The organism is Salinivibrio sp. SS3, assembly GCF_001722105.1.
Classification (GTDB): Bacteria; Pseudomonadota; Gammaproteobacteria; order Enterobacterales; family Vibrionaceae; genus Salinivibrio; species Salinivibrio kushneri.
Genome location: NZ_MEBQ01000045.1, coordinates 26985 through 42802, shown reverse-complemented (window position 1 = coordinate 42802; position 15818 = coordinate 26985). Strand labels below are relative to the sequence as shown.

17 protein-coding genes and 1 tRNA gene are annotated in these 15818 nt (G+C 50.9%); 6 read left to right on the top strand and 12 right to left on the bottom strand.

Annotation, left to right across the window (positions count from 1 at the left end):
• Positions 1 to 404: 404 nt before the first annotated feature.
• The 4 genes from BGL48_RS14515 to BGL48_RS14500 form a co-directional block, all read right to left on the bottom strand.
• Complete coding sequence (locus tag BGL48_RS14515) at positions 405 to 1811, bottom strand: HipA domain-containing protein (RefSeq protein ID WP_069363330.1); 1407 nt, start codon at positions 1809 to 1811, stop codon at positions 405 to 407.
• On the bottom strand, positions 1804 to 2139 hold the full coding sequence (locus BGL48_RS14510; RefSeq protein ID WP_069363329.1) for a helix-turn-helix domain-containing protein: 336 nt from the start codon (positions 2137 to 2139) through the stop codon (positions 1804 to 1806). The genes BGL48_RS14515 and BGL48_RS14510 overlap by 8 nt, the downstream gene beginning before the upstream one ends.
• Positions 2140 to 2470: 331 nt before the next feature.
• Positions 2471 to 2546 (bottom strand) — tRNA-Ile (locus BGL48_RS14505).
• Between the two features lie 154 nt (positions 2547 to 2700).
• Complete coding sequence (locus BGL48_RS14500) at positions 2701 to 2919, bottom strand: hypothetical protein (RefSeq protein WP_131825349.1); 219 nt, start codon at positions 2917 to 2919, stop codon at positions 2701 to 2703.
• A gap of 320 nt (positions 2920 to 3239) precedes the next feature.
• Here BGL48_RS14500 and argF point away from each other — a divergent pair, with 320 nt between their 5' ends.
• The 3 genes from argF to pyrI all read left to right on the top strand — a co-directional run bounded on the left by argF (position 3240) and on the right by pyrI (position 5870).
• A complete protein-coding gene (argF, locus tag BGL48_RS14495) occupies positions 3240 to 4247 on the top strand; it encodes an ornithine carbamoyltransferase (RefSeq protein WP_069363328.1) in 1008 nt (335 codons plus the stop codon).
• A 214-nt stretch (positions 4248 to 4461) separates the two neighbouring features.
• Positions 4462 to 5406: an aspartate carbamoyltransferase gene (gene pyrB / locus BGL48_RS14490; RefSeq protein ID WP_069363327.1), complete on the top strand. Its 945-nt coding sequence runs from the start codon at positions 4462 to 4464 to the stop codon at positions 5404 to 5406.
• Positions 5403 to 5870: an aspartate carbamoyltransferase regulatory subunit gene (gene pyrI / locus BGL48_RS14485; protein WP_069363326.1), complete on the top strand. Its 468-nt coding sequence runs from the start codon at positions 5403 to 5405 to the stop codon at positions 5868 to 5870. The genes pyrB and pyrI overlap by 4 nt, the downstream gene beginning before the upstream one ends.
• A gap of 140 nt (positions 5871 to 6010) precedes the next feature.
• Here the strand turns inward: pyrI and sspB are convergent, their stop codons facing one another.
• From sspB to zapE, 8 genes are all read right to left on the bottom strand, one after another.
• Complete coding sequence (gene sspB / locus BGL48_RS14480; protein ID WP_069363325.1) at positions 6011 to 6538, bottom strand: ClpXP protease specificity-enhancing factor; 528 nt, start codon at positions 6536 to 6538, stop codon at positions 6011 to 6013.
• Positions 6538 to 7176, bottom strand: coding sequence for a stringent starvation protein SspA (gene sspA / locus BGL48_RS14475; protein ID WP_046073932.1), 639 nt, complete (start codon positions 7174 to 7176; stop codon positions 6538 to 6540). Before sspA ends, sspB begins: the two co-directional genes overlap by 1 nt.
• 87 nt (positions 7177 to 7263) lie before the next feature.
• The gene (locus tag BGL48_RS14470; RefSeq protein ID WP_069363324.1) at positions 7264 to 8001 is read right to left on the bottom strand and encodes a cytochrome c1; all 738 of its coding nucleotides are present in this window, start codon (positions 7999 to 8001) and stop codon (positions 7264 to 7266) included.
• On the bottom strand, positions 7998 to 9266 hold the full coding sequence (locus BGL48_RS14465) for a cytochrome b (RefSeq protein ID WP_069363323.1): 1269 nt from the start codon (positions 9264 to 9266) through the stop codon (positions 7998 to 8000). Before BGL48_RS14465 ends, BGL48_RS14470 begins: the two co-directional genes overlap by 4 nt.
• Positions 9266 to 9856: a ubiquinol-cytochrome c reductase iron-sulfur subunit gene (gene petA / locus BGL48_RS14460; RefSeq protein WP_046073929.1), complete on the bottom strand. Its 591-nt coding sequence runs from the start codon at positions 9854 to 9856 to the stop codon at positions 9266 to 9268. The genes BGL48_RS14465 and petA overlap by 1 nt, the downstream gene beginning before the upstream one ends.
• 379 nt (positions 9857 to 10235) lie before the next feature.
• The gene (rpsI, locus tag BGL48_RS14455; protein ID WP_069363322.1) at positions 10236 to 10625 is read right to left on the bottom strand and encodes a 30S ribosomal protein S9; all 390 of its coding nucleotides are present in this window, start codon (positions 10623 to 10625) and stop codon (positions 10236 to 10238) included.
• A gap of 13 nt (positions 10626 to 10638) precedes the next feature.
• Positions 10639 to 11067, bottom strand: a complete 429-nt coding sequence (gene rplM, locus BGL48_RS14450; protein WP_046073927.1) for a 50S ribosomal protein L13 — start codon at positions 11065 to 11067, stop codon at positions 10639 to 10641.
• Between the two features lie 277 nt (positions 11068 to 11344).
• Positions 11345 to 12451 carry a cell division protein ZapE gene (gene zapE, locus BGL48_RS14445; protein WP_069363321.1) on the bottom strand — a complete coding sequence of 369 codons (1107 nt, stop codon included), beginning with the start codon at positions 12449 to 12451 and terminating at the stop codon, positions 11345 to 11347.
• Positions 12452 to 12727: 276 nt separating this feature from the next.
• Here zapE and zapG point away from each other — a divergent pair, with 276 nt between their 5' ends.
• From zapG to degS, 3 genes are all read left to right on the top strand, one after another.
• Positions 12728 to 13135: a Z-ring associated protein ZapG gene (zapG, locus tag BGL48_RS14440; protein WP_069363320.1), complete on the top strand. Its 408-nt coding sequence runs from the start codon at positions 12728 to 12730 to the stop codon at positions 13133 to 13135.
• 71 nt (positions 13136 to 13206) lie between these two features.
• Positions 13207 to 14571 carry a Do family serine endopeptidase gene (locus BGL48_RS14435; RefSeq protein ID WP_106407507.1) on the top strand — a complete coding sequence of 455 codons (1365 nt, stop codon included), beginning with the start codon at positions 13207 to 13209 and terminating at the stop codon, positions 14569 to 14571.
• Between the two features lie 147 nt (positions 14572 to 14718).
• The gene (degS, locus tag BGL48_RS14430; protein WP_069363318.1) at positions 14719 to 15789 is read left to right on the top strand and encodes an outer membrane-stress sensor serine endopeptidase DegS; all 1071 of its coding nucleotides are present in this window, start codon (positions 14719 to 14721) and stop codon (positions 15787 to 15789) included.
• The last annotated feature ends 29 nt before the right edge of the window (positions 15790 to 15818 follow it).

Here is a 15818-nt window from a genome sequence, read left to right as displayed (position 1 = left end):
TGTTCTTACACGCTCTAACACCGTGGCCAATTTGGGGCAGCTAAAACAATGACAAAATCTATACATCGATGGTGCCATTGGCGTAGGTGACACAAGCCCCTGCAAGATGCCAACTATGATGCATTATGCCACCTGGGCGCCTGTCACGTTTGGCGCCAAATTTAACATCGAAGTTAATCTTTGGCTTTAATGTCGGATGGCGCGCGGCGGAAATCACACCAAGCTTGCGCGATCGAGAAGGCGCTTATGCCGACCTACGCGATATTCAGGATTTTTGAATACAGAATGCTTTACTCGTTCCCACGCTCCCGCGTGGGAATGCATACGGAACTTAAGCCATCACCAGAGATCGTGACAAAATCATCAGGCCGCACTTGTCGAGTTTGGTTACTCTGCATTCGCCATTAAAGAAGCTTGCTCATTTCTGGCACACCGTCGGCTTGCGTTAGCAAGTATGCACACTCTGTTTGGATGAGTGACACACATAGCTCTATGTGTTCACGCTCTCCATCATCTATTCCTTGAGCATCGGTAAGCTCAACCGCTTCCTTCAGGGCATTTTTTATAGCACCAACGGTTTCTACCATTATGGAAGCCATTTTGGTGCCTGAATAACCGAGCAGAGCAGCGAACTCGGCTAAATCATAGCTGGTGATTGGACGTTGGAAGTTGCCTTTCGGCGGACTTTGAAAGCCTTCACTTTCCCAATCGCCAATCGACATTGCAAAATATTGAGGGATACTGGCGGCCCGCCCCTCATCAGCAGACAACTTACCGCTTCGCGAATTGCGCTTTGCTCCCTCTTGAGCAATGGCTTCTATGTTCACTAAGTCATAAAAAGGGGTCAGCTCTAGGCCTTTAGGGGTGACGAAGAAGCTAATATTTTTACCATGAGCGTCATAGTTTAGCGTTGCGAGATTAAAGAGCATCCATTGGGTAAGTTTTAGATTGGTGGTTACCGTGTCTATGGTTTTGACGCTCAGTAGACGCGGGAAAGAAACGCCATCACGCATATACACGCCATCGCCTTCATCCCCATTCTGACGCTCGTATTTGTAGCCTGGCGGTAAGTCAGTTGCCTGACAACCATCAATCACATGCTTTCGTTGAACGACATCACGAGTCGCGATATAGGCTCGATCGAACCGCTCTATGCTCAGTGTCCTCGTCTTCCCAATGCGAGTTAACTCAACATTAGCGACGTCCAAACCAGCTAGCTTGGCTAATGTCATGCAGAAGAACTCATTAACAGCAATGCACGGTGCTTTACCGCTTTCAAACTTCAGAATGTAGTTTGAACTTAATTTGCCTTCCCCAAACCCCCATTCATCGCCGCGCTTAAGTACGTTTAACTTATTTTGCACACCTGCAACCGAAAGGCGAACCTTACCGTCCCAATAAACCAATGGCGCGAAGTTACGCTCTAATCGGTCTACCAACTCCTCATTAGGTACAGGTCTAAAGCTGGTTTCTTGAGGCTCCGAACCTGGCACTCGAAAAGATAATGCACCAGATGTTTCTGCACCAAGCTTACGAATCAGCCCGAACGTGTTGCTTTTGGAGATAGTGGTGTTTTGTATCATCTCCTCAAAGGCTTCTCCTTCAGGAAGGAGATTTCTGAGATAGTTCTCGATACTGCGTGGCGAAGCCTGATCAACGAAAGGGATGTGTGGTGAAATCGGGAACCCCGTGTGTTTCCATTCATCTTCATAGATGAATGAGAACTCTGTTTCTGTTCCGACGGGGAGAATCAAACGACCAATTTTGGTATTCGTACCGATAAACACGTCTAACTGTTGTAACTTACTCATACCAACCGTCCTCACTGCTTATCACGCTGTTTTTAGCCTGGGAGGTTATTTGGCTATGTGGACGAGCAAATAGGTTTAGATCGATAAGGCGTAAAGACAGCCCTAAGATGTCCATGAGGACAAGTACATTGGCAAAGGTGACACTGGTATCGCCTTTTTCTACCTTCATGACAGTTCTGCGAGATAAATTGGCTTTTGAAGCGAGATCATCAATACGCCAGCCTCTATCGGTGCGCTTTGAGCGAATAGCGCTCCCCAGCGTTTTCATACTGAACTCGGTATTCAAATCAGGCATAGGTTGTGCCTTTACACTCTTACCTTTTTTCATAAGTGCCTTTTAATGTACTTTTGTCACTATCGAGTTAGCCTCACCACATAAGTTCACTATAAATCACTTTTGTAGTGACTGTAGAAGAAATTATCTATAAGTGCAATTTAAGTTACTTATGATTGGTTTGCGAGTTCAATCCATCTTTGTGCTCTATGGGAGAGATTTATTCGCCAAAAGGACACATTTGGCAACAGCGCAGTATTCGGATTAGTACTGGGAGGAGACAGAGAAGAGTGCGTGATCGGGGCTTACCTGACCCATTACCTGATCCAAAATCGTCAGGTAAAAAAAGGTTAGTAAACACTACGCTTACTAACCTTCTAGAATTTGGTGGCCCCTCCCAGACTTGAACTGGGGACCAATCGATTATGAGTCGACTGCTCTAACCACTGAGCTAAGGGGCCGAATGGAATGGGATTATAGGGGAAGGCTCACAGGGTGTCTAGCTGTAAGGGGGGCGAATTCAGTATGCTTTTTGAGCACTTAGCGTGTGGCACGATAAACAAGCGCCGCCAATGTGGCGGCACTCACGCTTTGCTTGCTTAGGAGGTTACCGCCTTATTGCATAGCGGGGTCTTGGCTGTCTTCCGCCGGCCAGGTGCTGTTGTCGTCTTCTGGCATTGGCTGCGTGTCACAATCCGTGCCGCCGTCTGGGCAGGTTACCACGGGCTGGTCGCCTTGCGGTTGGCTGGCTTCGTTGGCCATCGCGGGACCGGCGAGACCAACCATCATCATGAGTGCGCTAAGAGTCAGTGCTTTGTTTTGTGTTTTCATCATCTTCTCCTTCCTAGTATTGTCGTTTGCCCTTGAGGACATGAACACTATCTCGCACTCATCGCGCGGCCCTGTCATTCTCTTGCTATAAGGCGGTAAAAGGATTGTCTAGTTTGTCGCCAACTTATCAGCATTGTCAGCGCTTGATTAAATCCCTCTTTCGCGGTCATAAAACCATCAAGACGGTGTGTTGATGGTTAATTGATGGCCTTTACGCTCGGTTTTGTCGCTTGCATCTTGCTGGCACGCGCTTTACCATCAAAGAATAACTAAACACAAATATCGACTTAATATTCAATTTGGCGCGTTATTTAGGGATAGATATGAAAAGCGACCTCTACCAGCAATCACTGCTCACCTTACTCGACTTATCACCTCAGCAAATCTACGATCTGATTGATGATGCCGCTGCACTAAAAGCGGCCAAAGCCCGCGGAGAGGAAACCCCACAGCTAACGGGCAAAAACATTGCGCTAATTTTTGAGAAAACCTCGACCCGTACCCGCTGTGCCTTTGAGGTGGCGGCGTTTGATCAAGGTGCGCAGGTCAGTTACCTCGGCCCTAGCGGCACCCAGATTGGCCACAAGGAAACCATGAAAGACACCGCGCGGGTGTTAGGGAGAATGTATGATGGCATTCAATACCGTGGCTTTGGCCAAGAAGTGGTCGAGACGCTCGCCGCGCATGCCGGGGTTCCGGTGTGGAATGGCTTAACCGATGATTTTCACCCCACCCAAGTGTTGGCTGATCTGCTCACCATGCAAGAGCACAGTGACAAGCCGCTTAATCAAATCGCGTTTGCGTATGTGGGGGATGCGCGCAATAACATGGGTAATTCGCTATTGGTCGGCGCGGCGAAAATGGGGATGGATCTGCGCCTGATTGGCCCTAAAGCCTATTGGCCTGAGGCCGATTTGATCGCGACCTGCCAAGATATCGCCGCCAATACTGGCGCAACGCTCACCTTAACCGAAGACACCGCAGCGGTGAACGGTTGTGACTTTGTGTATACCGATATCTGGGTGTCGATGGGTGAACCCGAATCGGCCTGGGCGCAGCGCGTGGCTGATCTCATCCCTTATCAGGTGAATCCAAGCTTAATGGCCGTCACCGCAAACCCACATGCTAAGTTTATGCACTGTTTGCCTGCCTTTCATAACGATGAGACTGGCGTAGGAAAACAAATTGCCGATCAATACGGGCTCAATGGGCTGGAAGTGACCGACGCGGTGTTCGAATCTGAGCAGTCGATCGTCTTTGATCAGGCAGAGAACCGACTGCATACCATCAAGGCTGTGATGGTTGCCACACTCGTCAACGCAAGCACGTAAACGATTGCACTTTTGCTTGCACGACATAAATAGGGGCGTATAATTCGGCCAGATTTCATTACACGGCCAGACGTTATGTTGGTTATTCCACCTACAAACAGCGATTTATCCGCCCCATTGCGGGACGGTATCCGCATTGGTCGTGATCGTAAAAACCTCCGTTTCGGAGGTTTTTTTTTGCCTGTAGCACACTGCAAAGAAAGGGACTCGCGTTATGGCCAATACGCTTTATAACAAACATATTATTTCCATTCCCGAGCTCAGCCGCGACGAGCTGGCGTTAATCGTCGCCACGGCGGGCGAGCTAAAAGCGCGCCCTAACCCGACGCTATTAAAAAATAAAGTGATTGCCAGCTGCTTTTTTGAGGCGTCGACGCGTACACGCTTGTCGTTTGAAACCGCGATTCAGCGCCTGGGCGGCTCGGTGATCGGCTTCCCCGACGGCGGCAATACCTCGTCAGGCAAAAAAGGCGAAACCTTGGCCGACTCAGTCCGGGTGATTTCCTCGTATGTCGATGGCTTTGTAATGCGCCATCCAAAAGAAGGTGCCGCGCGGTTGGCCTCGGAGTTCTCTGAAGGTGTGCCGGTAGTCAACGGCGGTGATGGTGCTAACCAGCATCCAACCCAAACCCTACTCGATCTGTTCTCAATTTACGAAACCCAAGGCCGGCTCGATAATCTCAATATTGCCATGGTGGGCGATCTGAAGTATGGCCGTACCGTGCATTCGCTGACGCAAGCCTTGTCAAAGTTCGAGGGGAACCGCTTTTTCTATATCGCCCCAGATGCGCTGGCGATGCCTGAGCATCTGCTTGATGAGCTGACTGCCGCGGGCCACCCGTATAGCCTTCACAGTAGCATCACCGATGTGGTGCCTGAGCTGGATGTGTTGTATATGACACGAGTGCAAAAAGAGCGATTTGATGAATCAGAATACGCGCATATTAAAGCGGCGTTCATTTTAAATGCGGCCATGTTGCGTGATGCCAAACCCAACATGAAGGTGATGCATCCGCTGCCACGCGTGGATGAAATTACCGTGGATGTCGATAAAACCCCACACGCCTATTACTTTGAGCAAGCCGAGAACGGCGTCTATGCCCGAGAAGCCCTGCTGGCACTGGTGTTAAACGAACAGGTTGAAGGAGTTGCACAATGAGCACGGATAACAAACTACAAGTTGAAGCCATCTGTCACGGCACAGTGATCGATCATATCCCGGCGCATATTGGCTTTAAGATCTTAAACCTGTTTCAAATGCACGGCAGCGATCAGCGGATCACCATTGGTCTGAACCTGCCCTCGTCGGCGTTGGGCAGCAAAGATCTGATCAAAATCGAGAATGTGGTGATCAGCGAAGATCAGGCCAGTCAACTCGCACTGTATGCACCACAGGCGACCGTGAATCAAATCGAAGACTATCAAGTAGTGGCCAAGCTGCCACTGACCTTGCCGGAAGTGATTCAAGGCGTATTCCGCTGCCCAAACTCTAACTGTATTACCCACGGTGAGCCAGCGGTCGATAGCTCATTCCGCGTGCTAAGTGAAGCAGATGATGTGAAGCTGCGCTGCAAATACTGTGAGAAAGTATTCTCACGCGAAATCATGACTGAGCGTCACTGATACCCCCGCAGCGGATAAAGGCGTCGTGAGGCGCCTTATCTTCACCATCTGTGCGGCGGACACAGCGCCTAGGCATAAAAAAACCAGCACATGCGTGCTGGTTTTTTGTGTCTCACCTTCAAGGAGAACGTGCGATGCGGTTATTTCACCACGGTGAGCGTCGGCTTGCCTTTTTTGTTTGGCGTGGCCGGCGTGTCGTCTTCGTCATCGGCTTGCGGCAGCGCCTCAGGATCGTCAACGCTGTCGACTGATACTAAAGACGGCTCTTCGTCGTCTTCTCCCTCGCTGGATGGGGCGGTTTGTTCAAACATCTCCTCATCATCAGCGTGGGCGTAGGCTGGCTCCATATCAAACATGGTGCCCGCGCCATTTTCACGTGCGTAGATGGCGAGCACCGCCGCCATAGGCACCAGCACTTGCTGGGGCTTGCCGCCAAAGCGCGCGTTAAAACACACGTGCTCGTTGCTCAGTTCCAAGTTACCGACCGCGCGCGGGGCGATATTGAGGACAATTTGCCCGTCTTTAACGTAGTCAAACGGCACTTGTACGCCCGGCAAGGTCGCGTCCACCACCATGTGGGGGGTGAGATCGTTATCTAATAACCAGTCGTAAAACGCACGCACTAAATACGGGCGGCGTGGTGTCATCGCAAATTCTGATGTAGACATTATTGACCTGTTAGTCGCATTTCACGTTCAGCTTCTGTCAGTGAGGCGAGAAACGAATCACGCTCAAACAGACGCGTCATGTAATCTTTTACTTGCTTCGCACCTGGGCCAGTTAGCTCAATGCCTAGCGCAGGCAAACGCCACAGCAGCGGCGCTAAATAGCAATCTACCAGGCTAAACTCTTCGCTTAAAAAGTATGGATCTTCGGCGAATACCGGTGCCAGCGCCAGAAGCTCTTCACGCAGCTGCTTACGCGCTTTATCAGCGTCGTCAGCACTGCCTTCCATAATTTGGTCAACCAAGGTATACCAGTTGCGCTTGATGCGATACATCATCAAACGGCTTTGTGCACGAGCAACAGGGTATACCGGCATCAATGGCGGGTGAGGGAAACGCTCATCCAAGTATTCCATGATGATATCCGCGTTATATAACGCTAACTCACGGTCTACCAAGGTTGGAACAGAGTTATAAGGATTTAAGTCAACCAGGTCTTCTGGCAGATTATTCGGATCCACCAGCTCGATTTCTACACTGACACCTTTCTCTGCGAGGACGATGCGTACCTGATGACTATAGAGATCAGATGCGTCAGAGAATAACGTCATCACCGAGCGTTTATTGGCAGCAACAGCCATCAACCCCTCCAGGATGTTCAATATCAATAGAAAGCAATGGGGACCTAAAGTCCCCATTGCGGATTAGCAACACACTAGATTAACCGATCAGTGCACATCGCGCCAATATTCTTTCTTGAGGAAGTACGCCAAAATCAAGAATACCACGAAGAAACCAATCACCCACCAGCCTAACTGCTGGCGCTCTAGCTTCACAGGTTCCCCTGAATATTCAAGGAAGTTAACCAGATCGCGCACCGCATTATCGTACTCACTGGCACTGAGTTCGCCATTGCCGTCAGATTTAAGGCCAACAAACTCTTCCACCGGCTCACCGTCCACCATACGTGTTTCGTACACTTTACGGGGTGTGCCTTGAAGCTCTTCAAGCACGTGTGGCATACCCACGTTCGGGAACACGGTGTTGTTCACGCCAAATGGGCGAGATGGGTCGACGTAGAACGAACGTAAATAGGTATATAGCCAATCCACGCCACGTACACGTGCCACCAAGGTTAGATCAGGTGCCGGTGCACCAAAGTACTGCGCGCCCGCCTCTTGCGTCATGGCGTTTTTCATCAACTCGCCGTAATCGGCATTCTTATCGACAATCAGGTTGTCTTCCATCAAGTCTTTAGGAATATTGAGATCTTCGGCCACACGCTGATAACGCTGATACTGCGTAGCATGGCAACCAAAACAGTAGTTCATGAACAGTTTGGCGCCACGTTGCAATGAGGTTTTGTCCGTCAAATCATTGTTGGCTTCGTCCAAGTGGACATTACCACCGGCGGCCATCGCCAAAGAGGGCAACAGCGCGCACAAGATTACAATCCATTTTCTCATTTGAATGTCACCCTCTCTGGTAGCGGTTTTGTTGCCTCATTTTTGCTGTAGAAGAACAACAGCACGAAGAACATGAAGTAACAGAAGCTGAAGATCTGCGCCAGCAAGGTGTAGGTTGGGGTTGCTGGCAACGCACCCAGAATACCCAGAGCAATAAAGGCAATCACAAATTGGACGATGTTCGCCAAGTGCAGCTTGCTGCGGTAGCGGTATGAGCGCACACGGCAGCGGTCAAGCCACGGCAGGATGAACAGCATCACAATCGACGCGCCCATGGCAATCACACCAATTAGCTTGTCTGGGATCGCACGCAAAATCGCGTAGAACGGCGTGAAGTACCAAACAGGGGCAATGTGCTCAGGGGTCTTCAGCGGGTTAGCCGCTTCAAAGTTGGGTGGCTCAAGGAAATAGCCGCCCATTTCGGGATTAAAGAAAATCACGTAGGCAAACAAGATGCCGAACACACCCACACCAATCAAATCTTTCACTGTCCCGTAAGGGTGGAAAGGAATCGAATCAATGATCTTATATTTCTTGGTGTAGTCAGGGTGGAACTTGAACTGTGACTGCTGACCATCGTCGTCCGCCTCACCTTTCGGCAGTTTAGTGTCAATACCATCCGGGTTATTGGAGCCCACTTCGTGCAGTGCAAGTACGTGCAACGCCACGAGCAGCAAGAGCACAATCGGTAGTGCAACCACGTGAAGCGCAAAGAAACGGTTCAAGGTCGCGCCAGAGACAACGTAGTCGCCACGGATCCATAGCGTCAAATCATCACCAATAACTGGGATAGCCCCGAACAAGGAGATGATGACCTGTGCCCCCCAGTACGACATTTGCCCCCATGGCAGCAGATAGCCCATAAAGGCTTCAGCCATCAGCACCAGGAAGATCAGCATACCAAATAGCCATAACAGCTCACGTGGCTTTTGGTAGGAGCCGTAAATGAGGCCGCGGAACATATGCAGGTAGACCACCACAAAGAAGGCCGAGGCCCCAGTGGAGTGCATATATCGGAGGAGCCAACCGTACTCCACATCACGCATGATGTATTCAACAGACGCAAACGCGCCTTCCGCTGACGGTACGTAGTTCATCGTTAGCCAAATCCCAGTCAGAATTTGGTTAACCAGAACCAGCATTGCGAGCACACCAAACATATACCAGAAGTTGAAGTTCTTCGGCATGGGGTACTCAGTCATGTGTTTGCGATACGCATTCATCGCTGGAATGCGTTTCTCAACCCAGTTCAGCAAGTTTTCCATTACGCAGTCCCCTCATCTTGTCCCACGAGTACCCGTTTGTCGTCCAAGTACATGTAAGGTGGAACGACCAGGTTCAGTGGTGCAGGTACGCCTTGGAATACGCGTCCTGCCATGTCAAATTTAGAACCATGACACGGGCAGAAGAACCCGGCTTTCACCCCACTCACTTGCTCACTGAAGCTGTCAGGCAGATAGGTTGGCGAGCAACCTAGGTGGGTACAGATACCAACCGCGACAAAAATTTCAGGTTTAATAGAGCGGGTCTGGTTGGCTGCGTATTCTGGCTGTTGCGGCTGTGCCGAACCGGGATCACGAAGCTGGTCCTCGAAGCTAGACAGCTCTTCGACGACCGCATCACTGCGACGCACGATCCATACAGGTTTTCCTCGCCACTCAACACGGATCATTTGTCCGTCTTGTAGCTTGCTGATATCGACTTCGACAGGCGCGCCCGCCGCTTTGGCTTTCGCGCTTGGGTTCCAAGACTTAATAAAAGGTACGGCAACTGCTACGGCCCCTAAACCGCCAACAACTGACGTCGTCGCAGTCAGGAAACGGCGTCGGCCGGTATTCACTGGCGCATTGCTCATCCAACATTCTCCCATGTGCTCCCGCTTGGATTTTTATTGTGTCCTTTGCGTCCATGGAGCGTACGGCTTACTTAAAAACGAATATGTAATAACGGCTGACTGGGATCAGTTCGATTAAATCTTAGCTGCTATTACGTCGGCTAGATGATAGAGAAAACCCTACTTTTTGACAAGATAAAGCTACCTTTTTGTAACAAATGTGAGCGGTGTGCACAGAATTGAGGAAAGGGTAATAAAAATGTTGGAAAGTGAGTGCTTATACACTGTTTTGAAAGGAAATAAATGAGTATTACACGCGAGAATGCTGGTTAAATTGATGAATAAAAAAAGCCTGGCGTTGCCACCAGGCTTTTTGCAGCAAATCTGACTGAAACGTCGATTAACGCTTCGAGAACTGCGGGCTGCGACGTGCTTTGCGTAGGCCAATTTTTTTACGCTCAACGCGACGAGCGTCACGCGTAACAAAGCCAGCTGCACGTAGCGCAGGACGTAGTGACTCGTCATACTCCATCAGGGCACGAGTAATGCCGTGACGGATTGCGCCAGCTTGACCAGAGATACCACCACCAGAAACGGTGATGTACAGGTCTAGCTTCTCGGTCATTTCTACCAGCTCAAGCGGCTGACGAACGACCATGCGAGCGGTTTCGCGACCGAAGTAAGTGTCGAGAGAACGCTTGTTGATCTCGATGTTACCGCTGCCTGGCTTGATAAAGACACGCGCTGCGGAGCTTTTGCGACGGCCGGTGCCGTAGTATTGTTCTGCCATTGCTTTATTCCTCTTAGATGTCTAGTACTTGCGGTTGTTGTGCCGCGTGCTTGTGCTCAGAACCTGCGTAAACTTTCAGTTTACGGTACATAGCACGACCTAGAGGACCGCGTGGCAACATACCTTTAACGGCTTTTTCAATAACCAGTTCAGGTTTTTCCGCGATCAGTTTTTCAAAGCTGATTGACTTGATGCCACCAATGTAGCCAGTGTGGCTGTAGTACATCTTGTCAGACTTTTTGCGGCCAGTAACAGCCACTTTCTCAGCGTTGATAACAACGATGTAGTCACCGGTGTCAACGTGAGGAGTGTATTCTGGCTTGTGCTTGCCACGCAGACGCGTTGCAATTTCAGTGGCCAGACGGCCCAGCGTTTTGCCTTCAGCGTCTACAACGAACCAGTCGCGTTTTACAGTTTCTGGTTTAGCAACGAAAGTTTTCATGCTAATGATTACCCGATTAATAAGTTTCACTTCAGGAGCCTAAGCTCCCACTGTTAAGCGCCCATACATCACCCCTTCGAGTGGTGGTACACTCGGCCTAAGCCTTTCAACAGTAACGGTGGGTCGCGAGATTATAGGGAAGAGTGGAGAAAAAATCACCTCCTTTTGGCGAAAAAATTCGATGGATTTTTTCAGTTGGTGATTGTTTGGCTACTGCACGCCACTGTAGGGCGGGACACGCACCATCAGAACGCTTGCGCCCCGCTTTTTATCCTATTTAGGGCAAGTGCGGCAAGGCGAGGTAGTCATGGCTTTGCATCTCAATAAGGCGTGATTGGCAGCGCTGAAATTCAAACGCCAACCGCTCGCCTTGATAGAGGCTATCCATGGGTACCGCCGCCGAAATAATTAGCTTCACGCTGCGCTCATAAAACTCATCCACCAAGGCAATAAAGCGCCGTGCAGCGTCGTCTTGCAAGCCAGTCAGCTGAGGCATATCAGCAACCAACACGGTATGATAAAGGCGTGCCAGCTCCATATAGTCACTCTGGCTACGTGCTGATTGGCACAGCTCAGCAAAATCAAAATGCACCACCCCATCACCGTTTTCGATGGTGTGCAGCGGTCGATGGTTCACCTCGATCACATCCTGCTTCAACCCGCCCTCGCCATTGAGCTTCTTAAAATACGCGTGCATTTGCGCGGTCGCAGCATCACCTAAAGGGTGGTGAAAGATCTCGGCTTGCTCCAGCGTGCGTAAGCGGTAATCGACGCCTGAGTCGACATTGACCACGTCACAATGCTGGTTAATCAAGGCGATCGCAGGCAAGAAACGGGCACGTTGTAGCCCATTCCAGTAAAGCTCATCCGGCACAATGTTAGAGGTGGCCACCAAGGTAATGCCACGCGCAAACAAGGCTTCCATTAACGTCCCCAAGATCATCGCGTCGGTAATGTCAGAGACAAAAAACTCATCAAAGCACAGTACTCGGGTTTCTTGGGCGAACTTGTCGGCAATTTGAGGCAAAGGGTCAACCTCGCCATCCAAGGTTTTCAGCTCTTGGTGCACGCGATGCATAAAGCGGTGAAAATGCATCCGCATCTTGTTTTCGAACGGCAAAGCGTGGAAAAACGTATCCATTAGGTAGGTTTTGCCGCGCCCCACCCCGCCCCAGAAATATAAGCCTTTTACAGGGGTCACAGAAGCCGGCTCGCGCTTACGCCAAGGCAGCCAGCTGCGCTTTTCCGGCGTGGCGGGAACAATGGGGTTGGCAACTAAGCGATGGTAGAGATCATCGAGTTTCTCTACTGCCATACGCTGCGCGGGATCTTCAATAAAATCGTTGTGGGTCAGATCGTTATTATAATGCTCGAGTGGCGTCATTCCGTGAAAGCCTCATTGATTATCGCCTCGCACGCATAGTAACACGCCCGATACAAAACGTAACATATCCGCCAAACCGGAGAGGACTCGCCCCAACCTACAATCCGTCCGCTGCCAGTACCGCAAGGACGCATCGACGTGTATAGTAAGCGAATCCCCCTTGCTGAGCTATTGGGGAATGTACGATATTATTAGGTAGGCAAGTGATTTTACTTGTCTTGACTGACCCGCCAGTGGTATCTGTGGACAGTCAACTTGTGACTACAAGGAGCAGTTATGGCCTGGATTAATAGCCTGATCTTTCTCGTCATCGGTATCGCGGTAGGCTTCTTCATTGCCCGCATGACGACACGCGATCTCAAACAACAAAAAAACATGAAAAGGGAGCTAGAAAAGTCACGTTACGAGCTGGAGCAATATCGCCAAGAACTGGTTGATCATTTTGCCCAAAGCGCGGAGCTGCTCGATACCCTTTCCAAAGATTACAACAAGCTCTATCAACACATGGCAAAGACCTCGACTGATTTGATGCCCAACTTGCCCGATCAGGATAATCCGTTTGCCAAGCGGCTGGGTAAAATCACTGAAGTGAAAGCCGAGACAACCAGTGAGCCGCCAAGAGACTACTCAGGCAGCGCCTCTGGACTGCTCAAAAGCGGCGAAGGGTCACGCGCGACAAGTTGATGGAGGATTGAACTTTTTCAGATAGCCCCCACTCTCACTTCATACCTCGACAATCGGAGTGTGAGTCTATGATGAAGAAGTCTTTACTAGCGATGAGTATCGCCGCGCTGACTCTTGGCGCGGCTTTTTCCCCTCTCCCGAGCCACGCAGCCTTGCCGCAAACCGTTAACGGTGAGGCGATGCCCAGCTTAGCGCCCATGCTAGAGAAGGTGTCTCCTGCGGTGGTGAGCATTGCCGTTGAAGGCAATAAAGTCGCCAAGCAGCGTATTCCAGAAGCCTTTCGTTTTTTCTTCGGCCCCAACATACCGCCAGAACAAGCCCAAGAGCGCCCATTTCGCGGGCTCGGCTCAGGGGTGATTGTCGACGCGGATAAGGGCTATATTGTCACCAACCACCATGTGATTGATGATGCCGACCAAATTCGCGTGCAGCTCAAAGACGGACGCGAGTACGATGCCACCTTGATTGGCAGCGACGAAATGTCTGACATCGCCCTTCTTCAGCTCGAAGAAGGTGCCGATAACCTGACCCAAATTCCGCTCGCGAACTCCGACGAACTGCGCGTGGGCGATTTTGCCGTGGCGATTGGTAACCCGTTTGGGCTTGGGCAAACCGTTACTTCGGGGATCATCTCTGCACTAGGGCGCAGTGGTTTGAATTTGGAAAACTTTGAGAACTTTATTCAAACCGATGCGGCGATCAACAGTGGTAACTCGGGCGGTGCCCTGGTTAACCTTAATGGCGAGCTAATGGGGATCAACACCGCTATTTTAGGCCCAAATGGCGGTAACGTCGGGATTGGTTTTGCGATTCCAGTCAATATGGCGAAAAGCCTGGTCGACCAAATTATCGAATACGGCTCAGTGCGCCGCGGTATGCTGGGGGTAACCGGTCGCGAGCTAACATCGGAGCTGGCCGATGCCTTTGGCCTTGCCACAAAACACGGTGCCTTTGTCAGCCAAGTCATGCCTGAATCTGCAGCAGAAGAGGCAGGCTTGGAAGCCGGGGACATCATCGTCTCGGTTAATGGCAAGAGCATCCGCAGCTTTGGCGAGCTACGCGCTAAAATTGCCACCTTGGGCGCGGGCAAGCCAGTGACCTTGGGGGTTATCCGCGACGGTGAAAACCTAGAAATGGACACCACCCTTAAAGAGGCTAGCCAAACGCAAACCAAGGCCGACAACTTACACAAAGCCCTCACCGGTGCTGAGCTGAAAAACCACGACACCGAGCCCGCTGGGGTAGAAGTGACGGCGATTGAAGAAGGTTCACTCGCCGCACGCTATGGGCTGCGTGAAGGGGATGTGATTGTCGGTCTTAATCGTCACAAGGTTGAGAACTTAGGCGATCTGCGCAAACTGCTGGAAGACAAACCCAGTGTGCTGGCGCTCAATATCGTCCGCGACAACAGCTCCTTGTACCTGGTGATCCGCTAGTCCGCGAACAGGCCTAGCGTTCATCGATTGATGCCTGCCTTCTCGGCAGGCATTTTTTTGGTCAGACCGCGGTGATGATTTCCCCAACCCTCGCTGACAATGCTATTCTCTAGCTCCGCGTTAAGTTGCTTGAGGATGGCATTATTTATGCTGGCGTTATTGATTCGCTCTGTGATTATTGGCTTGGTGACGGCTGCTTTATTGTTGGTAGCGGTGCCAGACTTACGCTCGGGTCTGCTATCCGGCTTTTCAATGGCAGACAGCATCGAGGACGATCCCGTGGAGCTGGTGTCGTTCAATTACGCGGTTAAGCGCGCGTCGCCGGCAGTGGTCAATATTTACACCCGCAACTACACCGGTAACGAACGATTAGCCCTCAACACTCAGGGGTTAGGCTCTGGGGTGATCATGAGCGCTAAGGGCTATATTGTCACTAACTATCACGTGGTCGCCGAGGCCGATCAGGTGATTGTGGCGTTGCAAGATGGCCGTATTTTCACCGCCCAGATGGTGGGTAAAGACCAGCGCACCGACTTAGCGGTGATCAAAGTACAAGCCGATAACTTACCCGTGATCCCGGTCAACGAGCGCTATCAGCCCGCGGTGGGCGATACGGTGCTCGCAATTGGTAACCCCTATAACCTCGGCCAAACCACCACTTATGGCATTATTTCCGCGACCGGGCGTACCGGGATGAGCTTTTATGGCCGCCAAGACTTTTTACAAACCGATGCCGCGATCAACCGAGGGAACTCTGGCGGCGCTTTGGTCAACAGCCGCGGCGAATTGGTGGGCATTAATACCGCCTCATTCCAGCAAGCCACCGATTTGGAAACCTATGGCATCTCCTTTGCTATTCCCTACGGGTTGACTGAAAAAATCATGAATAAACTGATTGCCGATGGCCGTGTCATTCGGGGCTATATCGGGATTGATGGTCGTGATGTGAATCCGGTAATGGCGCGCCTGCTGGATGCCGAGCAGCAACGAGGAGTGATGGTGTCTGGAGTTGACCAAGGAGGTCCTGCCGATAAAGCCGGCATCAAACCGCAAGATTTAATTATTAAGATTGATGGGCAAGCGGTACGTGGCGCGCGCAGTGCCATGGATATGGTCACCGATACGCGCCCAGGCTCCACGCTAGATGTGACCCTTATTCGTGATGGTGAGACCCTGACACTGCCGGTCAAGGTGGGCGATGAAAGGCAGCGCCGCTAACGCTGTCGGTCTCTGCGCTTATCACTTCA

Excerpts from the sequence above, each read along its gene's own strand:
- pyrB (WP_069363327.1), top strand. The coding sequence starts at position 4,462 with ATGGCCAATACGCTTTATAACAAACATATTATTTCCATTCCCGAGCTC.
- BGL48_RS14470 (WP_069363324.1), bottom strand. The coding sequence starts at position 8,001 with ATGAGAAAATGGATTGTAATCTTGTGCGCGCTGTTGCCCTCTTTGGCG.
- BGL48_RS14500 (WP_131825349.1), bottom strand. The coding sequence starts at position 2,919 with ATGATGAAAACACAAAACAAAGCACTGACTCTTAGCGCACTCATGATG.
- pyrI (WP_069363326.1), top strand. The coding sequence starts at position 5,403 with ATGAGCACGGATAACAAACTACAAGTTGAAGCCATCTGTCACGGCACA.
- sspB (WP_069363325.1), bottom strand. The coding sequence starts at position 6,538 with ATGTCTACATCAGAATTTGCGATGACACCACGCCGCCCGTATTTAGTG.
- argF (WP_069363328.1), top strand. The coding sequence starts at position 3,240 with ATGAAAAGCGACCTCTACCAGCAATCACTGCTCACCTTACTCGACTTA.
- rpsI (WP_069363322.1), bottom strand. The coding sequence starts at position 10,625 with ATGGCAGAACAATACTACGGCACCGGCCGTCGCAAAAGCTCCGCAGCG.
- rplM (WP_046073927.1), bottom strand. The coding sequence starts at position 11,067 with ATGAAAACTTTCGTTGCTAAACCAGAAACTGTAAAACGCGACTGGTTC.
- degS (WP_069363318.1), top strand. The coding sequence starts at position 14,719 with ATGCTGGCGTTATTGATTCGCTCTGTGATTATTGGCTTGGTGACGGCT.
- zapE (WP_069363321.1), bottom strand. The coding sequence starts at position 12,451 with ATGACGCCACTCGAGCATTATAATAACGATCTGACCCACAACGATTTT.
- sspA (WP_046073932.1), bottom strand. The coding sequence starts at position 7,176 with ATGGCTGTTGCTGCCAATAAACGCTCGGTGATGACGTTATTCTCTGAC.
- BGL48_RS14515 (WP_069363330.1), bottom strand. The coding sequence starts at position 1,811 with ATGAGTAAGTTACAACAGTTAGACGTGTTTATCGGTACGAATACCAAA.
- BGL48_RS14435 (WP_106407507.1), top strand. The coding sequence starts at position 13,207 with ATGAAGAAGTCTTTACTAGCGATGAGTATCGCCGCGCTGACTCTTGGC.
- petA (WP_046073929.1), bottom strand. The coding sequence starts at position 9,856 with ATGAGCAATGCGCCAGTGAATACCGGCCGACGCCGTTTCCTGACTGCG.
- BGL48_RS14510 (WP_069363329.1), bottom strand. The coding sequence starts at position 2,139 with ATGAAAAAAGGTAAGAGTGTAAAGGCACAACCTATGCCTGATTTGAAT.
- zapG (WP_069363320.1), top strand. The coding sequence starts at position 12,728 with ATGGCCTGGATTAATAGCCTGATCTTTCTCGTCATCGGTATCGCGGTA.
- BGL48_RS14465 (WP_069363323.1), bottom strand. The coding sequence starts at position 9,266 with ATGGAAAACTTGCTGAACTGGGTTGAGAAACGCATTCCAGCGATGAAT.